Source organism: Streptomyces sp. NPDC088147, from assembly GCF_044741565.1.
Taxonomy (GTDB): Bacteria; Actinomycetota; Actinomycetes; order Streptomycetales; family Streptomycetaceae; genus Streptomyces.
Genome location: NZ_JBIUSY010000007.1, coordinates 575,485 through 594,751, shown reverse-complemented (window position 1 = coordinate 594,751; position 19,267 = coordinate 575,485). Strand labels below are relative to the sequence as shown.

The 19,267-nt window shown below is 70.7% G+C and carries 21 protein-coding genes and 4 tRNA genes; 15 read left to right on the top strand and 10 right to left on the bottom strand.

What is annotated here, in order from left to right; translation table 11 throughout:
• Positions 1-14: 14 nt before the first annotated feature.
• The 5 genes from ACIOGX_RS26205 to ACIOGX_RS26185 all read left to right on the top strand — a co-directional run bounded on the left by ACIOGX_RS26205 (position 15) and on the right by ACIOGX_RS26185 (position 5,226).
• Positions 15-1,640, top strand: coding sequence for an NADH-quinone oxidoreductase subunit M (locus tag ACIOGX_RS26205; RefSeq protein ID WP_401916696.1), 1,626 nt, complete (start codon positions 15-17; stop codon positions 1,638-1,640).
• On the top strand, positions 1,637-3,247 hold the full coding sequence (locus tag ACIOGX_RS26200) for an NADH-quinone oxidoreductase subunit N (protein WP_401916638.1): 1,611 nt from the start codon (positions 1,637-1,639) through the stop codon (positions 3,245-3,247). The genes ACIOGX_RS26205 and ACIOGX_RS26200 overlap by 4 nt, the downstream gene beginning before the upstream one ends.
• A 264-nt stretch (positions 3,248-3,511) precedes the next feature.
• Complete coding sequence (gene htpX / locus ACIOGX_RS26195) at positions 3,512-4,375, top strand: zinc metalloprotease HtpX (RefSeq protein ID WP_356518694.1); 864 nt, start codon at positions 3,512-3,514, stop codon at positions 4,373-4,375.
• Complete coding sequence (locus ACIOGX_RS26190; protein ID WP_356518693.1) at positions 4,372-4,764, top strand: YccF domain-containing protein; 393 nt, start codon at positions 4,372-4,374, stop codon at positions 4,762-4,764. The genes htpX and ACIOGX_RS26190 overlap by 4 nt, the downstream gene beginning before the upstream one ends.
• A gap of 192 nt (positions 4,765-4,956) precedes the next feature.
• Positions 4,957-5,226 carry a GlsB/YeaQ/YmgE family stress response membrane protein gene (locus ACIOGX_RS26185; protein WP_129771785.1) on the top strand — a complete coding sequence of 90 codons (270 nt, stop codon included), beginning with the start codon at positions 4,957-4,959 and terminating at the stop codon, positions 5,224-5,226.
• A gap of 101 nt (positions 5,227-5,327) precedes the next feature.
• On the opposite strand, the gene ACIOGX_RS26180 is transcribed toward ACIOGX_RS26185, so the two are convergent.
• From ACIOGX_RS26180 to ACIOGX_RS26170, 3 genes are all read right to left on the bottom strand, one after another.
• A complete protein-coding gene (locus ACIOGX_RS26180) occupies positions 5,328-5,987 on the bottom strand; it encodes an alpha-ketoglutarate-dependent dioxygenase AlkB family protein (RefSeq protein WP_401916634.1) in 660 nt (219 codons plus the stop codon).
• Positions 5,988-6,037: 50 nt separating this feature from the next.
• On the bottom strand, positions 6,038-6,547 hold the full coding sequence (locus ACIOGX_RS26175) for a methylated-DNA--[protein]-cysteine S-methyltransferase (RefSeq protein WP_356518691.1): 510 nt from the start codon (positions 6,545-6,547) through the stop codon (positions 6,038-6,040).
• Between the two features lie 204 nt (positions 6,548-6,751).
• Positions 6,752-7,240: a YajQ family cyclic di-GMP-binding protein gene (locus ACIOGX_RS26170; protein ID WP_356518690.1), complete on the bottom strand. Its 489-nt coding sequence runs from the start codon at positions 7,238-7,240 to the stop codon at positions 6,752-6,754.
• A gap of 220 nt (positions 7,241-7,460) precedes the next feature.
• Here ACIOGX_RS26170 and ACIOGX_RS26165 point away from each other — a divergent pair.
• Positions 7,461-7,542 (top strand) — tRNA-Tyr (locus ACIOGX_RS26165).
• A 65-nt stretch (positions 7,543-7,607) separates the two neighbouring features.
• On the opposite strand, the gene ACIOGX_RS26160 is transcribed toward ACIOGX_RS26165, so the two are convergent.
• The 5 genes from ACIOGX_RS26160 to ACIOGX_RS26140 form a co-directional block, all read right to left on the bottom strand.
• On the bottom strand, positions 7,608-8,699 hold the full coding sequence (locus tag ACIOGX_RS26160) for a CU044_5270 family protein (RefSeq protein ID WP_401916631.1): 1,092 nt from the start codon (positions 8,697-8,699) through the stop codon (positions 7,608-7,610).
• Complete coding sequence (locus ACIOGX_RS26155; protein ID WP_356518688.1) at positions 8,696-9,253, bottom strand: sigma-70 family RNA polymerase sigma factor; 558 nt, start codon at positions 9,251-9,253, stop codon at positions 8,696-8,698. Before ACIOGX_RS26155 ends, ACIOGX_RS26160 begins: the two co-directional genes overlap by 4 nt.
• A gap of 223 nt (positions 9,254-9,476) precedes the next feature.
• Complete coding sequence (locus ACIOGX_RS26150; protein ID WP_356518687.1) at positions 9,477-10,040, bottom strand: GyrI-like domain-containing protein; 564 nt, start codon at positions 10,038-10,040, stop codon at positions 9,477-9,479.
• Positions 10,041-10,070: 30 nt separating this feature from the next.
• Positions 10,071-10,727 carry an SDR family oxidoreductase gene (locus ACIOGX_RS26145; protein WP_356518686.1) on the bottom strand — a complete coding sequence of 219 codons (657 nt, stop codon included), beginning with the start codon at positions 10,725-10,727 and terminating at the stop codon, positions 10,071-10,073.
• Between the two features lie 50 nt (positions 10,728-10,777).
• Positions 10,778-12,133, bottom strand: a complete 1,356-nt coding sequence (locus ACIOGX_RS26140) for a hydrolase (protein WP_401916626.1) — start codon at positions 12,131-12,133, stop codon at positions 10,778-10,780.
• Between the two features lie 219 nt (positions 12,134-12,352).
• On the opposite strand from ACIOGX_RS26140, the gene ACIOGX_RS26135 reads away from it, so the two are divergent.
• From ACIOGX_RS26135 to ACIOGX_RS26110, 6 genes are all read left to right on the top strand, one after another.
• Positions 12,353-12,425, top strand: a tRNA-Thr gene (locus ACIOGX_RS26135).
• A gap of 47 nt (positions 12,426-12,472) precedes the next feature.
• Positions 12,473-12,545 (top strand) — tRNA-Met (locus ACIOGX_RS26130).
• 92 nt (positions 12,546-12,637) lie between these two features.
• Positions 12,638-12,802, top strand: a complete 165-nt coding sequence (gene rpmG / locus ACIOGX_RS26125; protein ID WP_003956487.1) for a 50S ribosomal protein L33 — start codon at positions 12,638-12,640, stop codon at positions 12,800-12,802.
• Between the two features lie 114 nt (positions 12,803-12,916).
• Positions 12,917-13,369: a MaoC family dehydratase N-terminal domain-containing protein gene (locus tag ACIOGX_RS26120; protein ID WP_356518684.1), complete on the top strand. Its 453-nt coding sequence runs from the start codon at positions 12,917-12,919 to the stop codon at positions 13,367-13,369.
• 5 nt (positions 13,370-13,374) lie between these two features.
• Positions 13,375-13,803, top strand: a complete 429-nt coding sequence (locus ACIOGX_RS26115; RefSeq protein WP_356518683.1) for a MaoC family dehydratase — start codon at positions 13,375-13,377, stop codon at positions 13,801-13,803.
• Positions 13,804-14,074: 271 nt separating this feature from the next.
• Positions 14,075-15,130, top strand: coding sequence for a UDP-N-acetylmuramate dehydrogenase (locus tag ACIOGX_RS26110; protein WP_401916623.1), 1,056 nt, complete (start codon positions 14,075-14,077; stop codon positions 15,128-15,130).
• 28 nt (positions 15,131-15,158) lie between these two features.
• Here the strand turns inward: ACIOGX_RS26110 and ACIOGX_RS26105 are convergent, their stop codons facing one another.
• Positions 15,159-16,187, bottom strand: a complete 1,029-nt coding sequence (locus tag ACIOGX_RS26105) for an adenosine deaminase (RefSeq protein WP_356515619.1) — start codon at positions 16,185-16,187, stop codon at positions 15,159-15,161.
• A 135-nt stretch (positions 16,188-16,322) separates the two neighbouring features.
• The gene (locus tag ACIOGX_RS26100; RefSeq protein ID WP_356515621.1) at positions 16,323-17,549 is read right to left on the bottom strand and encodes a pyridoxal phosphate-dependent aminotransferase; all 1,227 of its coding nucleotides are present in this window, start codon (positions 17,547-17,549) and stop codon (positions 16,323-16,325) included.
• A gap of 237 nt (positions 17,550-17,786) precedes the next feature.
• Here ACIOGX_RS26100 and ACIOGX_RS26095 point away from each other — a divergent pair.
• The 3 genes from ACIOGX_RS26095 to nusG all read left to right on the top strand — a co-directional run bounded on the left by ACIOGX_RS26095 (position 17,787) and on the right by nusG (position 19,214).
• Positions 17,787-17,859, top strand: a tRNA-Trp gene (locus tag ACIOGX_RS26095).
• A gap of 108 nt (positions 17,860-17,967) precedes the next feature.
• A complete protein-coding gene (gene secE, locus ACIOGX_RS26090) occupies positions 17,968-18,252 on the top strand; it encodes a preprotein translocase subunit SecE (protein WP_030351417.1) in 285 nt (94 codons plus the stop codon).
• Positions 18,253-18,323: 71 nt separating this feature from the next.
• A complete protein-coding gene (nusG, locus tag ACIOGX_RS26085) occupies positions 18,324-19,214 on the top strand; it encodes a transcription termination/antitermination protein NusG (protein WP_401916618.1) in 891 nt (296 codons plus the stop codon).
• The last annotated feature ends 53 nt before the right edge of the window (positions 19,215-19,267 follow it).

The following is a 19,267-nucleotide window of genomic DNA, read 5'->3' as shown; positions in this document are numbered from 1 at the left end:
TCAGTGAGTCCGTGATGCAGTTCCTTCTCGCGTTGATCGTCGTCGGGCCGCTCATCGGGGCCGTCGCGGCCCTCCTCCCGGCCCCGCCCGGACTGCGCGGCAAGAGCCCCGACCAGGCCGTGCTGCGCCACGGCGTGACCGTGACCGGCGCGATCCTCCTCGCGACGATCGTCCTGGCACTCGGCTTCGACCATGACCAGCCGTCAAAGATGCAGGCCACCACGGACATCAGCTGGATCGCGGCACTGGACGTGCGGATCCACCTCGGTGTCGACGGCATTTCCCTCCCCCTTCTGGTCCTGACCGCGCTGCTGACCTTCCTCTGCGCGCTCTACAGCTACTTCAGGATGCCCCCGGGCCCCTCGCCCAAGGGATTCGTGGCCCTGCTGCTCGTGCTGGAGTCCGGCACGCTCGCCACCTTCGCCGTCCTCGATCTCCTGCTCTTCTTCCTGGCCTTCGAGATGGTGCTGATCCCGATGTACTTCCTCATCGCCCGCTGGGGCGGCTCGGAAGGCGTCACCGGCGGCAGGCAGGCCGCCGCCTTCAAGTTCATCCTCTATACGCTGCTCGGCTCCGTGGTCATGCTGCTCGGCCTGCTGCTGATCGGTCTCCACGCGGGCACATTCGACATGGTGGCACTCGCCACTGACAACGGCCGCGGGCTCAGCACATCCGTGCAGCTCATCGCCGTTCTGGCGATCGGCATCGGCCTCGCGGTCAAGACCCCGATGTGGCCGCTGCACAGCTGGCTGCCCGACGCCCACACCGCCGCCCCGACCGTCGGCTCGGTACTCCTCGCCGGCGTGCTGCTCAAAATGGGTACGTACGGCTTCGTCCGCATCGTCCTGCCCATCGCCCCCGACGGCATGCGGACCTTCGCGCCCTACCTCGCCGCCTTCGCCGTCGTCGGCATCATCTACGGCTCCCTGGCCTGTCTCGCCCTGGCCAGACAGGGCGCGGGCGGCGACCTCAAACGGCTGATCGCGTACTCCTCCGTCGGCCACATGGGCTTCGTCCTGCTCGGCATCGCGACCATGACACCCACCGGCGTCAACGGCGCGCTCTTCGCCAACATCGCCCACGGCCTCATCACCGGCCTGCTGTTCTTCCTGGTCGGAGCCGTCAAGGAGCGGTACGGCAGCGCCGACCTCGACACCCTCGCCGGAGCGACCGGGGCCGCGCTCTACGGCCGCGCACCCCGCCTCGGCGGACTGCTCGCCTTCGCGGCCGTCGCCTCCCTCGGCCTGCCCGGCCTCGCCGGGTTCTGGGGCGAGATGCTCGCGATGTTCGGGGCCTTCGACCCCGCGGAGGGCCTGAGCCGCCCCGCCTTCCTCACCTTCATGGTGATCGCCGGCTTCGGCACGCTGCTCACCGCCGCGTATCTGCTGATCGTCGTACGCCGCGTCTGCATGGGCGCGCAGCCGCAGGAAGCGCCGCGGGAGGCCCCGCGGGACGCTCAACAGGACGAGGCGCGGGCAGGAGCGCCGGAGCCGGCGCGCTTCGCCGACGTCCGGACCTATGAGTTCGCCGCCTGGACCCCGCTCGTCGTCCTCACCGTCCTCGCCGGACTCTGGCCCGCGGTCCTGCTCGGCCTCACCGACCCCGCCGTGCAGAAGCTCCTCGCAGGAGGCAAGTCGTGAACGTGGCCGCCGAGAGCGCCGCCGGCGCCAGCCTCGTCCAGTCGATCGACTGGCTCGCGATCGCGCCCCCCACCCTCACGGCGGTGGTCGCCCTGATCGTGCTGATCGCCGATCTCTTCGTACCGGAGCACCGCAAGCCGCTCCTCGGCGGTATCGCGATCGCCGGTCTCGTCGCCGCGCTCCTGACCCTCCTCCCGCTGCGCGCCGGCGACCGCTCCACGTTCTGCCTCACCACCGAGGCCGACGTGTGCAGCTACACCGCCGACCACTTCGCCCTGGTCATCCAGTTGCTGGTGCTCGGCGGGGCGCTGCTCACCGCGCTGATCTCGCTCCACGACAGCAGGAAACTCCCCGTAGGGGAGTACTGGTTCCTGCTGCTCGCCTCGGCCGCCGGCGCCGCGCTGCTGCCCGCCTCGCGTGATCTCGCCACCCTCGTCGTCGCCCTCGAAGTGGCATCGCTGCCCGCGTTCGCCCTCGTCGGACTGCGGCGCGGCGACCGGCTCTCCTCCGAGGCCGCGCTGAAGTTCTTCCTCTCGTCGGTGACCGCGACCGCCGTGATGCTGCTGGGCGTCAGCTTCGTGTACGCCGCGACCGGCACCCTCCACCTCACCCGGATCGCCGCGGAACTGGGCCATGTCCCCGGCCAGCTGGACACCCTCGCCAAGGTGGGCGTCGCCCTCACGCTCGTCGGCTTCGCCTTCAAGACGGCCGCCGCACCGTTCCACTTCTGGGTCCCCGACACCTACGTGGGCGCGCCCCTGCCCATCGCCGCGTACCTCTCCGTCGTCGGGAAGGCGGTCGGCTTCTCCGGCCTCATCCTGGTGACCGTCATCGCGTTCCCCACGTACCGGGACGTGTGGGGCCCGGTCCTCGCGGTCATCGCGGCGCTCACCATGACCCTCGGCAATGTCGCGGCGGTGCGGCAGTCGGCCACCCGCGCGCGGAGCGCGGTACGGCTGCTGGCCTGGTCGTCCGTGGGCCAGGCGGGCTACCTCCTGGTGCCGATCGCCGCCGCGGCGTACGCGGGCGGGGACCGGATCGGGTCCACCGTCGCGTACGCGCTGATGTACGCCGTGGTGAACCTCGGCGCGTTCGCGGTCGTCGCGCTGGTGGCCCGTACGCGGCCGCTGAACCGGCTCGCCGACTACCAGGGCCTCTACGCGCGGCGGCCCCTCGTCGCCCTCGCGATGGGCTTCTTCCTGCTCTGCCTCGCCGGCCTGCCGCCGGGCATCATCGGCCTGTTCGCCAAGGTCACGGTCTTCTCGGCGGCCGTCGACGCGGGCCTCGGCTGGCTTGCTGTCGTCATGGCCGCCAATGTGGTGATCGCGCTGTACTACTACCTCCAGTGGACGGCGGCCCTCTTCCGCGCGCCGGAGCCCGAGGCCGCGAGCGCGGCTCCGGAGGCCGCCGGTACCGGCACGGCGGAGGCCGGCGGCGCGGCTCCTCCGACCTCCGGCGCGGCCCCGGCGGGCGGCGGCGACGAGGTGGCCGTCGGCCGGCCCCCCGCGGCCGTCACCGTCGCGATCGCGCTCACAGCCGCCGCCGCTGTCGCCCTCTCCGGGGCGCCCCAGCTCGTCCTGCGCTTCGCGGGTACCAGTCTGTTCTGAGCCCGCTCCGACCCCGTGGCGGCCCCCGTCCGGACGCATGAGCGACCCCTCCGGACCCCCGTACCGGCCCCGTACGCCGGGTCGCGCGGCACCGCGCCCGCGCCCCCTCCCGCACCACCCCCACCCGGACGGCGTACGCCCCTGTCCGGCGGAACAAGGGAACCCGTACCGCCCGCCTGGCGTTGACCAGTACGGAAGGGTCCACTGAAGAGTGGAGCAGCACCAGCAAAGGGTTCCCCTGCCGCACCACTTGGAGGGCGTACCGTGCACCGCCGGCACAACGGGCTCAGGACCGCCGTACTCCTCGGGGGACTGTCCGCACTCATCATCGCGATCGGCAGTTTCTTCGGCAGTACGGGCCTGATCGTCGCGCTTGTCGTGGCGATCGGCACGAACGCGTACGCCTACTGGAACAGCGACAAGCTGGCCCTGCGCGCCATGCGCGCGCGCCCCGTCAGCGAGTTCGAGGCGCCTCAGCTCTATCGCATCGTCCGTGAGCTCTCGACCGCCGCCCGCCAGCCCATGCCACGGCTCTACATCTCGCCCACCCAGGCCCCCAACGCGTTCGCCACCGGCCGCAACCCGCGCAACGCCGCCGTCTGCTGCACGGAAGGCATCCTCCAGATCCTGGACGAGCGCGAGCTGCGCGGAGTCCTCGGCCATGAGCTGAGCCATGTCTACAACCGGGACATCCTGATCTCGTCCGTCGCCGGAGCCCTCGCCTCGGTGGTGATGTTCCTGGTGAACTTCGCCTGGCTGATTCCCATCGGCCGGTCGGACGACGACGACGGCCCCGGGATCTTCGGGATGCTGCTGATCATGATCCTGGGCCCGCTCGCGGCCTCGGTGATCCAGCTGGCGGTGAGCCGCTCGCGGGAGTACGAAGCCGACGCGTCGGGCGCCCAGATCACCGGCGACCCGCTCGCTCTGGCCAGTGCGCTGCGTAAACTGGACGCGGGGACGAAACAGCTTCCGCTGCCTCCCGAGCCACGGATCGAGACCGCGAGCCACATGATGATCGCGAACCCCTTCCGTCCCGGGGAAGGGGTCTCGAAGCTGTTTTCCACGCACCCGCCGATGGCGGAGCGCATCGCCCGACTGGAACAGATGGCAGGTCGCCGACCATGAAGACAATCCTGAACGTCATCTGGCTCGTCCTGTGCGGCTTCTGGATGTGCCTCGGGTATCTGCTGGCGGGCGCGCTGCTCTGCGTCACGATCATCGGCATCCCCTTCGGGGTGGCCGCGTTCCGTATCGGTTTCTACGCCCTGTGGCCCTTCGGCTACCGGGCGGTCGACCGCCGCGACGCGGGCGCGCCCTCCTGCGTCGGCAATGTCCTGTGGCTGGTTCTCGCGGGCTGGTGGCTCGCGCTCGGGCATGTCCTCACCGGCATCGCCCTCTGTGTCACGATCATCGGCATCCCGCTGGGCCTGGCCAACTTCAAGCTGATCCCGCTCTCGCTGATGCCGCTCGGCAAGGAAATCGTCCCCAGTGACGAGCCGTTCGCGGCCCGCTGACCGCCCGCTGGCCGCCGTTGACCGCCCGCTCGCCGACTCGTCCGCTTGGTGTGTGTTTGCTATGCGCTTGCTGTGTGCTTGCCATGATCCGTCGGAAGTGTCCTGAACTGTCCGCCAGGTGCAACCGTCACCCGCCTGTACCGCGTCTTCCTGGGCACGACTGTTTGAAGGCGTGAAGGGCAGGTTCAAGGCATGGGTGTCATCAGCTGGATCATTCTAGGACTTCTCGCCGGGGCCGCCGCCAAGATCCTCCTCCCGGGCCGGGACCCGGGCGGACTGATCGGTACGACCCTCATAGGCATCGCGGGCGCCTTCATCGGCGGCTGGATCTCGGCCCGTTGGCTCGACCATCCCATCAGCAAGGAGTTCTACGACGGGCCGACATGGATCTCCGCCATCGGCGGCGCCCTTGTCCTGCTCGTTCTCTACCGACTCCTTTTCGGCCACTCCCGGTCGCGCTGACGCCGCCACTCCCGGTCGCGCTGACGCCGCCACTCCCGGTCGCGCTGACGCCGCCACTCCCGGTCGCGCTGACGCCCCGCCGACAGCGCCCGCCGGCTCCGCTACGCGAGACCGGTCTCGCGCAGGGTGATGTTCAACCGCCCGCCGTGCAGACCCGTGGCCGGGCCGGCCGTACCCGGAAAGACCTTGGGCACCCCGTGGTACGCGAACCGCGACGGTCCCCCGAAGACGAAGAGGTCCCCGGAGGAGAGTTCGACATCCGTGTACGGCCGCCCCCGGCTCTCCGTATTGCCGAAGCGGAAGACACACCGGTCGCCGATGCTCAGGGACACCACCGGCGCCCCCGACTTCTCGTCCTTGTCCTGGTGCATCCCCATCTTCGCGGCGCCCTCGTAGAAGTTGATCAGCGCCATGTCCGGGGTGTACGCCGCGCCCGCCGCCGGATCGCCGTACGCCTCGACCAGCGCCGCGCGCCCCAACTCGACGAGCCAGTCCGGGAACTCCGCCACTCGCGCGCCGTTCACATCGCTCGCGGTACGGGTGTACGCGTACGGCTGCCAGTGCCAGCCCACGCAGACGGTCTGTACGGACATCACGCCGCCGCTCGGCAGCACCGTGTGCCGGATCGGCACCGGCCCCCGCGCCCAGCCCCGGCAGGCGTCCACCAGCTCCCGCTGCCGCGACTCGGACAGCCAGGAGGGCACATGCACGGCGCCGGGAGCGACGACGGCTCGCGGCCTCGGGAACAGTTCCCCGCTCATCACACGTCTCCGCTGCTCATCCCACTTCCCCGCTCATCACACGTCCCCGCTCATCCCACCAGCGCGCCCTCCAGGCCGAGAAGCCGCTCCTTGCGGTCCACTCCGCCCGCGTACCCCCGCAGCGCCCCGTCCGCGCCGATCACCCGATGACACGGCCGTACGACAAGCAGCGGATTCCGTCCGATCGCGGTCCCCACGGCCCGCACCCCCGCCCCGGCCGCGCCGACCTGACCGGCGATCTGCCCGTACGTCATGGTCGCGCCGTACGGAATGGCGTCCACCGCCTGCCAGACCCGCCGCTGGAAGTCCGTACCGCTCTCCGCGTACTCGATCCGGAACCGCGTCAGCGTGCCCTCGAAGTACGACCTGAGCTGCCCGGTGATCTCCTCGAACGCCTCGGGCGCCCGGACCCATCCGTCCTGGACGACGGCCGCGCCCTTCTGCCCTGGCAGGGAGAGCGAGGCGAGCGCGACGCCGCCCTGCGCGGTGGCGGACTCCTCGCCGACGAGCAGCAGTTCGCCCAGAGGGCTGTCCATCGTCGTGTACATGGTCCCGGTCATCACTCGTTCCTCTCCTCGCAGAGCGTTCAACTGCCCACGAGTCGCGTCCAGCGGTCGCGTTCAGCCGCTACGAGTAACGAGTCTCCGCCCTCCGGACCACCGGCGCTGGCGGAATTCGGACAGCACGCCCGGCCGGTGGCGTCCGGAGCGGGAACGGAGCGCCCGCCCCGCGCCAGTGCCTCCTACGTCACCGGTCGGCCCACGTCACCGGTAGTTCACGAACTGCAGCGCGAAGTCGAAGTCCTGCCCCTTGAGCAGGGAGATCACGGTCTGAAGGTCGTCGCGGCTCTTCGAGCTGACCCGCAGCTCGTCGCCCTGCACCTGCGCCTTGACGCCCTTGGGGCCCTCATCGCGGATGATCTTCGCGACCTTCTTGGCGTTGTCCTGGGAGATGCCTTCCTCGATCGACGCGAAGATCTTGTACTCCTTGCCGGACAGCTGGGGCTCGCCCGCGTCCAGCGCCTTGAGCGAGATCCCGCGCTTGATCAGCTTGGACTGGAAGACGTCGAGGATCGCGTTGACCCGCTCCTCCGAGTTCGCCTGCATGAGGATCTTCTCGCCGGACCAGCCGATCGAGGCGCCGACGTTCTTGAAGTCGTAACGCTGCGAGATCTCCTTGGCGGCCTGGTTGAGGGCGTTGTCGATCTCCTGCCGCTCGACCTTCGAGACGATGTCGAAACTGGAGTCGGCCATGTCCTGTGGCTCCTTGTGATCGGTGCTGTTCGGGTGCTCATCGCATGCTCGCTGCAACGACCGGACAGCGCCGGTCGCTGGCGTAAAGCCTAGTCACCCACACCCGGCTCGAGTGCTGATCAATCCGGTGGCGGAGCACCCCCGCGCATCGGGTATCGTTTACGTCGTTGCCACGGAGCACCGCCCACAGCGGCCTCTCCACCAGGCGACAACATTCCATGGCGGTGTGCCCGAGTGGCCAATGGGAGCGGACTGTAAATCCGTCGGCTTAGCCTACCCAGGTTCGAATCCTGGCGCCGCCACGCGATAAAAACGACCCCTGGTCTGCGGAAACGCAGACCAGGGGTCGTTTTTCATGGACCCGGCGTCAGTCCTCGGACCGAGGGGCGGGGTTCGCGGCGGACTCCCCGGACTGGGTACGGGGACGGGGGGCGTTCTCGGCCGGTCCTGCGGAGAGATAGGTCCTGCGGACCTTGCCGGCGTCGCCCTTCGGGCCTGCCCGAAGCACCGACGTCGCTTCCAGGAGCCGGGCCGTCCTGGGATCGATGATCAGGCGACTGCTCCCGTGCCCCCTCGTCAGTTCAACGGCGGTGCCGTCGCGTCCCGCACTGTCCTTGACGTCGCCGGCCAGGCGCACATCCGGGATGCCGGCGAGGACCTCGTAGAGCGCGGCACGCAGCCGGGGGCCGGCGGGTGCGTTGGACAGCAGAGCGTCGATGCCGTTGAAGAGATCCTGCTCGGCCTCGGGTCCTGCGGCATCGCCGAGCAGCTCCGCCCTGAGCGCCTCCGGCTCGGTCGGAAGGGCCTTCAGCTCGTCCCAGGTGATGAACTCGCCGATGACCGGGCGGGAGGAGAACCCGCCCACACGCCACGACGTCTGCTCATGGCGGCCGGGCTGTGCCACACGGTGACCGGTGTGGCGCAGCACACTGTCACTGGACGTCCAGCCGTTCGCCAGTCCCTGGAACTCCATGACCTCGCCGCTGCCGGAGGGGGCGCTGAGCCAGCTGTCCCGGCCGAGCCACTCGGTCGCGGTCTCCGTGGGGTACACCCGGCCAGGAACCGGAGAGGTGACCGACGTACGCCTCTCCACCTTCCAGTACGGGGCGTTGGAGACGGACCCGGCGCCGGCGGTGTCCGCCATGCTGTGGAGGAAGCCCACGGCGTTCGCCTCGGCCGCCGGCGGGCTGCTTCCGACGCCGATGACGGGGTAGACGGCCACGCCCGCCGCGATGGCCGCGACCGCCGCGGCGGAGACCAGGATCCGCCGCACGCGACGGGGCGGCCGGGCGGCGAGAGGCACCACCGTCCCGCTGTTCGCCGCCGCCGCGCGTATCGCCGTGAGTGCGGCGCCGACGGCCTCGGGGCTCGGCGGGGCGACATCGGCCGCGGCCCGCAGACGGTCCGCGCCGGGGAAGTCGAGGACGTCCACGTCGTGCTCGCTCATGTGCTTGTTCATGCGAAGTCTCCTGTCAGGCGAAGCGATTCGGGGGAGTCGAGCGCGGCGCGCAGCCGGGTACGGGCGCGGTGCAGCCGGGAGCGGGCCGTGCCCGCGGGGATACCGACCACGGCGGCGGCCTCCGAGGGCGTGAGCTGCTCCCAGGCGACGAGCAACAGCAGTTCGCGCTCCACGTTCGGCAGGCCGGCCAGTGTGTCGCGGATCAGCGGCGCGACCGCCGCGGCGTCGAGTCGCCGGTCGATCGCGTGCCACGGATCGCTGCTCTCCTCGTCCCCGGGGAGCGCCCGCCCGTCGTGTTCGCGTCGGCGCCGGTGCGCGGCCAGCACGTTCCTGGCCACCCCGAAGAGCCAGGTACGCGACGTGCCGCGGGCCACGTCGTACGTACCGCGGCCCGTGAAGGCCTGGAGCCACACCTCCGCCAGCAGATCGTCCGCGGCTCCCGGCGCCCGGCGCGCGAGGTAGCCGTGCAGCGCCCCCGAATGCCGCACCACCAACAGCTCGAACGCCTCCGGCTCCCGTATCGAGCGGGTGAGCAGATCTTCGTCCGTTTCCACCGGACCTCCCCTCGTCACCGCATGCACAGCGGCCTCACCCTGTACTTGTCGCCACGGCCCCGGAGCGTTCGCGGCCGGCCGGACGGGGAACCCGGGCGCGCACGCGCGGCCCACGGAAGCCGGGCCGGCGTGACACGTGCGAATGGCCCTCGCCCCACGTCTCCGCGGGGCGAGGGCCATTCTCCTGTCCGGCCGCCGGGCCGTACCGCTCGGCCGGGCCGCGCTACTCGCCAGGGGCCACGTCGGCGAGCCGGAACGCCAGCTCCGTCTCCCAGTTGGCCGGGTCCGGTTCCGCCCGCGGGTCGGTCTTGTACGACTCCAGCCGGCAGCCCCAGTGCTCCACCCCGTCGACGACGGTCATGTCCCACTCCAGCCCCTCGTGCTCCGCCCACTCCCGCAGCGCCTTGGTCACCGCCAACAGCCCTTCGAAGTGGCCGAGGTGAGTGATCGTCGCGTAGTGGCCGGCGGGCAGCGTCCCGACGCGGATGTCGCCCTCCGGCTCCGGGGCCGACGCCAGCGGGACACCGGCCTCCACCTCCGACTCGCCGTCCATGTCGATGGTGCGGTAGCGGAAGAACGGCGCTCCGGCCATCTCCAGGCCCTGGCCGAGCACCCAGCCGATGAGCTCGGGCAGCCGGTCGGCGATCGTCGGGAACTCCTCCATCCGCACGGATCTCCCGATGGCGACGTACGGCTGCTCGCCCCGTCGGACGATCTTCGGCAGGTTCACGGGCTTGCTCCGGTCCATGTCCTCAACCACGCTCTCCACGCTCAGGTCCTCGTTCATGGGAGCAAGGACCGCCCCGGGGCGCGGAACTCATCGCCCGCCCGCCGCCCGCACCGCCTCGGCCACCGGCACCGTCCCGGCGATCAGGTCCAGCGTCCGCCCCGCGGTCCCCGGGCTCTCCACCAACTCGGCCAGTACCGCCGCCACATCGTCGCGTGGCACCGGCCCCCGCCCCGTCGACTCCGCGAGCCGCACGAGCCCCGTCCCGGGGTCGTTCGTCAGCATCCCCGGCCGCAGGATCGTCCAGTCGAGCCCGGACCTGGACCGTACGTACGCGTCCGCCGCGCCCTTGGCCCGCAGATACGCGTCGAAGACCTCGTCGCCCCGGTGGTCCGGGTTCGCGCCCATGGACGAGACGACGAGGTGGCGGCGTACGCCCGCGCGCTCGGCGGCGTCCGCGAAGAGGACCGCCGCGCCCCGGTCCACCGTCTCCTTGCGGGCCGCTCCGCTCCCGCCGCCCGCGCCCGCGGCGAACACGGCCGCGTCCGCGTCCTCCAGTACCGCGGCCACCTCCTCCACCGAGGCCGACTCCAGGTCCAGGACGACCGGTTCGGCGCCGGCGTCGCGCAGATCCTCCGCCTGCGCCGGGTCGCGGATGATGCCCGCGGCCTCGTGTCCGCGCGCGGCGAGCAGGCGCTCCAGCCGCAGCGCGATCTGACCATGTCCTCCGGCAATCACGATTCGCATGCTCACGACCGTACGTCCGGGGGCCGTTCGCCGCTGACCCGCCATCCCGCTCAGGGACCGGGGTTACCCAGGACGGACCGTCCCTGCCGGGGCAGTTCCAGCGCGACGGCCGCCGCCGAGTCGCAGTACTCCCGCACCGCGCTCGTCCGCGCCACGACCCGCCCCCGGTGGATGACGATCCTGCTGTACGCCAGGGACAGCACGCCCTCGATCCGCTCCCCGCGTACCGCCAGCAACTCCGCGGGAAAGCCCGCCTCCACCCGTACCGCGGGCAGCCCCATCGCCGCCCGCGCGGCCCCGCTCACCGCGTCGTACGCGTCCGCCGCCCGCATGCCGCCCTGTGACGCGAGCAGGTAGGCGGCCTCCAGCGGATCCCCGCGCCCGACCGGATTCGACACGTCCCGCAGCGCCCCGCTGCCCGCCGCGATCCGCACCCCGGCCGCCCGCAGCAGCTGTACGGGGGCGACGCCGCGCTCGGCGCCCGGCAGCCCGGAGCCCCATGACTCCGCGCCGGGCGGTTGCGCGGCGCGCCGGTCCGCGCCGCCGCGCCGGTCCGTGTCCACCCGCTCCACATCCGTGCGTTCCACGCCCCCGCAGCCGCCCTGCGGCAGACAGACCACCGTCACGCCGGCCGCCGCCAGCTGCCCGGCGGCCCGCGCGGCGGTCTCGGCGGGCAGCCTGGCCAGCCCCGCGCACGGCCCGAGCGTCACCCCGGGCCGCAGGCCGCCCGCCATCGCGGCGAGCCGGGCGAGCCGGACCGGATCGTCACCGTCCGTATGCAGATCGACGGGGCAGCCGTGCTCGGCCGCGATCCCCAGCACCGCTTCCGCGTACCCGGCCGGATCCGGGTCCAGGTCGGGGCAGCCGCCCACCACCCCCGCGCCCATCTTCACCGCGTCCCGCAGCATCGCGAGCCCGTCGGCGCCCGCGAGGCCCGTCAGCAGGCGCGGTACGGCGACGGCGGTCAGATCGGCGAGACCGCGCAGCGAACGGCGGGCCTGGAGCACCGCCTCCATGCGGCCCAGCTCCTGCGCGTCCCCGATCCGTACGTGGGAGCGCAGCGCGGTCGCGCCGTGACCGAGCTGGAGCAGGGCGGCCTCGGTGGCGCGGCGCTGCACGTCCTCGGGGGAGTAGGAGCCCGGTCCGTCGGGGGTGAGCGCGGTGAGGGCGGTGTCACTGTGGGCGTGCGGCTCTGCCGGGGCGGGGAGCAGCAGATAGCCGGCCAGATCCAGCCGGGTGCCGTACGCGGCGAGACTGCCCGCCGTGCCCACGGCCTCGATCCGGCCCGAGCTGAGCCGTACGTCCACGGTGCGGCCGTCGGTGAGACGGGCGCCGCACAGGACGAGCGCGGTGGTGTCGGCAGGGGCTCCGTCGGACGGCTGCGGCTGCGGCTGGCTGTCGGGCATCGGGCTCCTGGTGAGGGCTTTCTGGTCGGACTCCGGCGTGCAAGATCACGCAGCGTGAGTCGAGCCTAGGGGCGCCTCAGCCGGCGTTCGAGGAGGAGCGCAATAGTCGTACCGGCGAGCCCACCAGTGGCGTACGGGACACCGCGGGACGCGTGGGGTGAGGGGCGGGAAAACGGATTTGGGCGATCGGCAACCGACCGTGTAATGTCTTCATCGCTCGCCCCAATAGCTCAGTCGGTAGAGCGTCTCCATGGTAAGGAGAAGGTCTACGGTTCGATTCCGTATTGGGGCTCAGATGTTCGGTGATCCTCGCCTTCGGGCGAGGAGATCCAACATCGAAGCGGTGTAGCTCAGTCGGTAGAGCAAGCGGCTCATAATCGCTGTGTCACCGGTTCAAGTCCGGTCACCGCTACACAAAGTAGCCGATTGTGGGGTCGGTCCTTCGATCGGCTACTCTTTTCTGCGTTCATCCGTTCATCCGTTGTCCGTCCAAGGAGCACTCACGTGGCTGCCACCGACGTCCGCCCGAAGATCACGCTGGCCTGCGTGGAGTGCAAGGAGCGGAACTACATCACCAAGAAGAACCGGCGTAACAACCCGGACCGTCTTGAGATGAAGAAGCACTGCCCGCGCTGCAACTCGCACACCGCGCACCGCGAAACGCGCTGAATCAGGCTCGTATGCGAGGCCGTCCCCGGTTGGGGACGGCCTCGTGTCGTTTCCTTGTCTACATCAGGGTCTCCAGCAGGCCTGTGGTCCTTTACATCAGGAGGGAGCGAGTCAGTGGCGCTCGATCAGTCCTTCGTGGGGCGGAGCTATCCGCCCACCGCGCCGTACGAAGTCGGCCGGGAGAAGATCCGCGAGTTCGCCGAGGCGGTGGGCGACCCCAATCCGGCGTACACCGATCTGGAGGCCGCCAAGGCCCTCGGGTACTGCGATGTGATCGCGCCGCCGACCTTCGTCTTCGCGATCACCTTCAAGGCCGCGGGCGACGTCATCGCCGATCCGCAGCTGGGGCTGGACTACAGCCGTGTGGTGCACGGCGACCAGAAGTTCGCGTACACCCGTCCCGTGCGGGCGGGCGACCGGCTGAGCGTCACGTCGACCATCGAGGCGATCAAGTCCCTGGCGGGGAACGACATCATCGATGTCCGCGGTGAGGTGCGCGACGAAGCGGGCGAGCACGTCGTGACCGCGTGGACCAAACTGGTGGCGCGCGCCGCCGAGGGGGCGTGAGGCCGGTGACCGCGAAGATCGGTTACGACGAGGTCGAGATCGGTACGGAGCTGCCGGCCCGTGACTTCCCCCTCACGCGCGCGACGCTGGTGCGGTACGCGGGCGCCTCCGGGGACTTCAACCCGATCCACTGGAACGAGAAGTTCGCCAAGGAGGTCGGGCTGCCGGACGTCATCGCGCACGGCATGTTCACCATGGCCGAGGCGATCCAGGTGGTGACCGACTGGGTGGGCGACCCGGGAGCCGTCGTCGAGTACGGCGTCCGCTTCACCAAGCCGGTCGTGGTGCCCAATGACGACCGGGGCGCGCTGATCGAGGTCAGCGCGAAGGTCGCGGCCAAGCTGGAGGACAACCGCGTCCGGGTGGATCTGACGGCGATGAGCGCGGGACAGAAGGTGCTGGGCATGTCCCGCGCCGTTGTCCGGCTCGCCTGAGCGATCGACCCGTACCCGGCTGAGTGATCACTGCGCACGGGGCTGTTCGCGCTGGTCGTCCCCGGCCGGACACGCCGTACGCGGTGCGGCTGCCCGCGCTGGTCATCAGCGGGGTCGGTAGGGGGCTCCACCTCGCCTCGGCCGTCGGCCTGGTCATGTTGGGCGTCCGCCCGGCCGGGCAGGGAGACGAGCCCGAGCCCGAGCCCGCGGCCGTCTGATGTCGGGCCGCTGCGATCGCAGTCGCGATCGCAGCGGCCCGTACCCTTGTCCCGTGCAGGAACTCCACGACGCCCCTCTCGCCCCACTGACCACCTTCCGCCTCGGCGGCCCGGCGACCCGCCTGGTCACGGCGGTCACCGACGACGAAGTGATCGCCGCCGTGCGCGAGGCGGACGACGCCGGTACGCCGCTGCTGATCATCGGCGGCGGCAGCAATCTGATCATCGGGGACAAGGGCTTCGACGGCACCGCCCTGCGCATCGCGACCAAGGGCTTCTCGCTCGACGGCACCACGCTGGAGCTGGCCGCCGGGGAGATCTGGAGCGACGCCGTCGCCCGTACCGTCGAGGCGGGCCTGGCCGGCATCGAATGCCTCGCCGGGATCCCCGGCTCGGCCGGCGCCACGCCGATCCAGAACGTCGGCGCGTACGGCCAGGAGGTGTCGAGCACCCTCACCGACGTCGTCGCCTACGACCGCTCCACCGGGCGGACGGTCACGCTCACCAACGCCGACTGCGGCTTCTCGTACCGCCACAGCCGGTTCAAGCAGCACCCGGAGCGCTGGGTCGTGCTGCGGGTCCGCTTCGCCCTGGAGGACGCGCAGGGGCTCTCCGCCCCCCTCAAGTACGCCGAGACGGCCCGCGTCCTCGGGGTCGGACCCGGCGACCGCGTCCCTGCGGAGACCGCGCGGGACACCGTCCTCAAACTGCGGGCGGGCAAGGGCATGGTGCTCGACCCCGAGGACCACGACACCTGGTCGGCCGGCTCCTTCTTCACCAACCCGATCCTGACCGACCGGGAGTACGCGGAGTTCGTCGCGCGCGTACGGGCCCGCCTCGGCGACGAGGTGACGCCGCCCGGCTTCCCGGACGGGGAGGGGCGTACGAAGACCTCCGCGGCCTGGCTGATCGACCGGGCCGGTTTCACCAAGGGGTACGGCACGGGCCCGGCCCGTATCTCCACCAAGCACACCCTCGCCCTCACCAACCGGGGCACGGCGACCACCGAGGATCTGCTCGTGCTCGCCCGGGAGGTGGTGGCCGGGGTCCAGGAGGCGTTCGGGATCACCCTGGTCAACGAACCGGTGACGGTCGGCGTCAGCCTCTAGCCGTCTATCTGGCCGGATGCACCGCGCGTCAGCCGGCCAGCCAGCCGTCGATGCCCGTCAGGAGCTTCTCCCGGACCTCCCGCGGCGCCGCGGAACCCCGTACCGACTGCCGCGCCAGCTCGGCCAGTTCGGTGTCGCTGAACCCCTGGTGCCGACGGGCCAGCTCGTACTGCGCCGCCAGCCGTGAGCCGAACAGCAGCGGGTCGTCCGCGCCCAGCGCCATCGGGACCCCGGCGTCGAACAGCGTCCGCAGCGGGACGTCCTCCGGCTTCTCGTAGACGCCCAGCGCGACATTGGAGGCCGGGCAGACCTCGCAGGTCACCCCGCGCTCCGCGAGCCTGCGCAGCAGCTTGGGGTCCTCCGCCGCGCGGACGCCGTGCCCGATACGGGCCGCCCGCAGATCGTCCAGGCAGTCCCGTACGGACGCGGGCCCGGTCAGCTCACCGCCGTGCGGCGCGGCCAGCAGCCCGCCGTCCCTGGCGATCGCGAAGGCCCGGTCGAAGTCCCTGGCCATCCCGCGGCGCTCGTCGTTGGAGAGCCCGAAGCCGACGACCCCCCGGTCCGCGTACCGGACGGCGAGCCGGGCCAGGGTCCTGGCCTCCAGCGGATGCTTCATACGGTTCGCCGCCACCAGCACCCGCATCCCCAGGCCGGTCTCCCTGGACGCGGTGTCCACGGCGTCCAGGATGACTTCCAGGGCCGGGATCAGTCCGCCGAGATGGGGGGCGTACGAGGTGGGGTCGACCTGGATCTCCAGCCAGCCCGAGCCGTCCCGTACATCCTCCTCGGCCGCCTCGCGCACGAGCCGCTGGATGTCCTCGGGCGTCCGCAGACAGGACCGGGCGATGTCGTAGAGCCGCTGGAAACGGAACCAGCCGCGTTCGTCGGTCGCGCGCAGCCTGGGCGGTTCGCCGCTGGTCAGCGCCTCGGGGAGATGAACGCCGTACTTGTCGGCGAGTTCGAGCAGCGTCGTGGGCCGCATCGAACCGGTGAAGTGCAGATGCAGATGAGCCTTGGGCAGCAGGCTGAGGTCGCGGGGGCGGGTGGTGCTCTCCATTCGTAGATCCTGCCGCATGCTCGCGCCGACCGGCAGCCACTTTCCCCGATCGAGATCTTGTCCGAACGCAAAAACGGGCCCCCGGCGGTAAGCCGGGGGCCCGCGCACCGACTCACGTGAGTCGGTGGGGGAACGTCACTCCGCGGCCTCGCCCAGCAGCTTCTGGAGCCTGCCGACGCCCTCCGCCAGGTCCTCGTCGCCGAGCGCGTACGACAGCCGCAGATAGCCGGGCGTACCGAACGCCTCTCCGGGGACGACCGCGACCTCGGCCTCGTCCAGGATCAGCGCGGCCAGCTCGACCGATGTCCGCGGGCGCTTGCCGCGGATCTCCTTGCCCAGCAGGGCCTTCACCGACGGGTACACGTAGAAGGCACCCTCCGGCTCCGGGCAGACGACGCCGTCGATCTCGTTCAGCAGCCGCACGATGGTCCGGCGGCGCCGGTCGAAGGCGGCGCGCATCTCGGCGACCGCGGTGAGGTCACCGGAGACGGCGGCGATCGCGGCGGCCTGCGAGACATTGGCGACATTGGACGTCGCGTGCGACTGGAGGTTGGTCGCGGCCTTGACGACATCCTTGGGGCCGACGATCCACCCCACACGCCAGCCGGTCATCGCATAGGTCTTGGCCACACCGTTGACCACGACGCACTTGTCGCGCAGCTCCGGCACGACGGCCGGCAGCGAGGTGAAGGCGGCGTCGCCGTACACGAGATGCTCGTAGATCTCGTCCGTCATCACCCACAGGCCGTGCTCGACGGCCCAGCGGCCGATGGCCTCGGTGTCGGCGGCGCTGTAGACGGCGCCCGTCGGGTTGGACGGCGAGACGAAGAGGACGACCTTCGTACGCTCGGTACGCGCGGCCTCCAACTGCTCGACGGAGACGCGGTAGCCGGTGGTCTCGTCGGCCACGACCTCTACCGGGACACCGCCGGCCAGCCGGATCGACTCGGGGTACGTCGTCCAGTACGGAGCGGGGACGATGACCTCGTCGCCCGGGTCCAGGATGGCCGCGAACGCCTCGTAGATCGCCTGCTTGCCGCCGTTGGTCACCAGGACCTGGGCGGGCTCGATCTCGTAGCCGGAGTCGCGCAGCGTCTTCGCGACGATCGCGGCCTTGAGCTCGGGGAGCCCCCCGGCCGGGGTGTAGCGGTGGTACTTGGGGTCGCGGCACGCCTCGACAGCGGCCTCGACGATGTAGCCGGGCGTCGGGAAGTCGGGCTCGCCGGCGCCGAAGCCGATCACCGGACGCCCGGCTGCCTTCAGGGCCTTGGCCTTGGCGTCCACGGCCAGGGTCGCGGACTCGGAGATCGCGCCGATACGGGCGGAGACCCGGCGCTCGGTCGGAGGGATTGCAGCGCTCATGGGCCCATGGTCCCAGACCCGAAACCTCCCTGGCACACAGGTTTCGCTGGGTGGACACATGGGTGGACGGAGAAGAAAGACCGCCGCGCGGGACGTGGGCCGCGACCGTCGTGGGGGAAGCTGTTCGACGCGGGGGCCGCGACCACGTACACTCACTCGTCGTTGGCCCTCAGCCACCAGGTCCGTACCGGGCACTCCGTGCATCCGGTCGGATGCGGTAGGTTGGGGAAAACGCAAAGGGTCGTAGCTCAATTGGTAGAGCACTGGTCTCCAAAACCAGCGGTTGGGGGTTCAAGTCCCTCCGGCCCTGCTACACACATCTTCGCCAGGATGTGTGCGCATGTACGTACATTGAATGCATCGCCGTGCGGCTCCCCCGGGCGCGGCACGGCCACGACCCGGAATCAGGTGAGAGAGCGTGACGGACGCCGTGGGCTCCATCGACAAGCCTGATGCCGACGATGAGTCCGCCGAGTCGAAGAAGCCCCGCAAGGGCGGCAAGCGCGGCAAGAAGGGCCCTCTGGGCCGTCTCGCGCTCTTCTACCGTCAGATCGTCGCCGAGCTGCGCAAGGTCGTCTGGCCGACTCGCAATCAGCTGACCACGTACACCACTGTGGTGATTGTCTTCGTCGTCGTCATGATCGGTTTGGTGACCGTGATTGACTATGGCTTCCAGCAAGCAATCAAGTACGTCTTCGGCTGATCCCGCGAGGGCGCCCCGCGCGGCGCCCCTTTCGCGTGTTCCACCCATTGAGCCAGGAAGAAGCAGCCACCGTGTCTGACCCGAAACTGAACGACGCCAGCGAGTCGGTGGAGTCCCGCGAGGACGAAACCGGCATCGTCGAGGCGGCGGACGCTGTCGAGCCAGACCAGGCCGAAGCCGCTGACGTCGCCGCGGGCGAGCCGGCCGAGGAAGCCGCGCTCCACATCGAGGACGACGAGGACGACCCCGCGGAGGACGGCACCGACGAGTCCGCCGCCGACGAGGTCGACGCGGACGAGGCCGACGCGGACGAGGTCGAGGCCGACGAAGAGCCCGAGGCTCCCGCCGACCCGGTCGCCGCCCTCCGTGAGGAACTCCGCGGGCTGCCCGGCGAGTGGTACGTGATCCACACCTACGCGGGCTACGAGAAGCGCGTGAAGGCCAACCTGGAGCAGCGCGCCGTCTCGCTGAACGTCGAGGAGTTCATCTACCAGGCCGAGGTCCCCGAGGAAGAGATCGTCCAGATCAAGAACGGCGAGCGCAAGAACGTTCGCCAGAACAAGCTCCCGGGCTACGTCCTGGTGCGCATGGATCTGACGAACGAGTCCTGGGGCGTCGTCCGCAACACCCCCGGTGTCACCGGCTTCGTGGGCAACGCCTACGACCCGTACCCGCTGACCCTGGACGAGATCGTCAAGATGCTCGCGCCGGAGGCCGAGGAGAAGGCGGCCCGTGAGGCCGCGGAGGCCGAGGGCAAGCCCGCTCCGTCCCGCAAGGTCGAGGTCCAGGTGCTGGACTTCGAGGTCGGCGACTCGGTCACCGTCACCGACGGTCCGTTCGCCACGCTCCAGGCGACCATCAACGAGATCAACGCCGACTCGAAGAAGGTCAAGGGCCTGGTCGAGATCTTCGGCCGCGAGACCCCGGTCGAGCTGAGCTTCGACCAGATCCAGAAGAACTGAGCCCAGCGGGCGGTGTGCGCCTCGGCGCCCGCCCGCGACAGCAGCTTCCGACA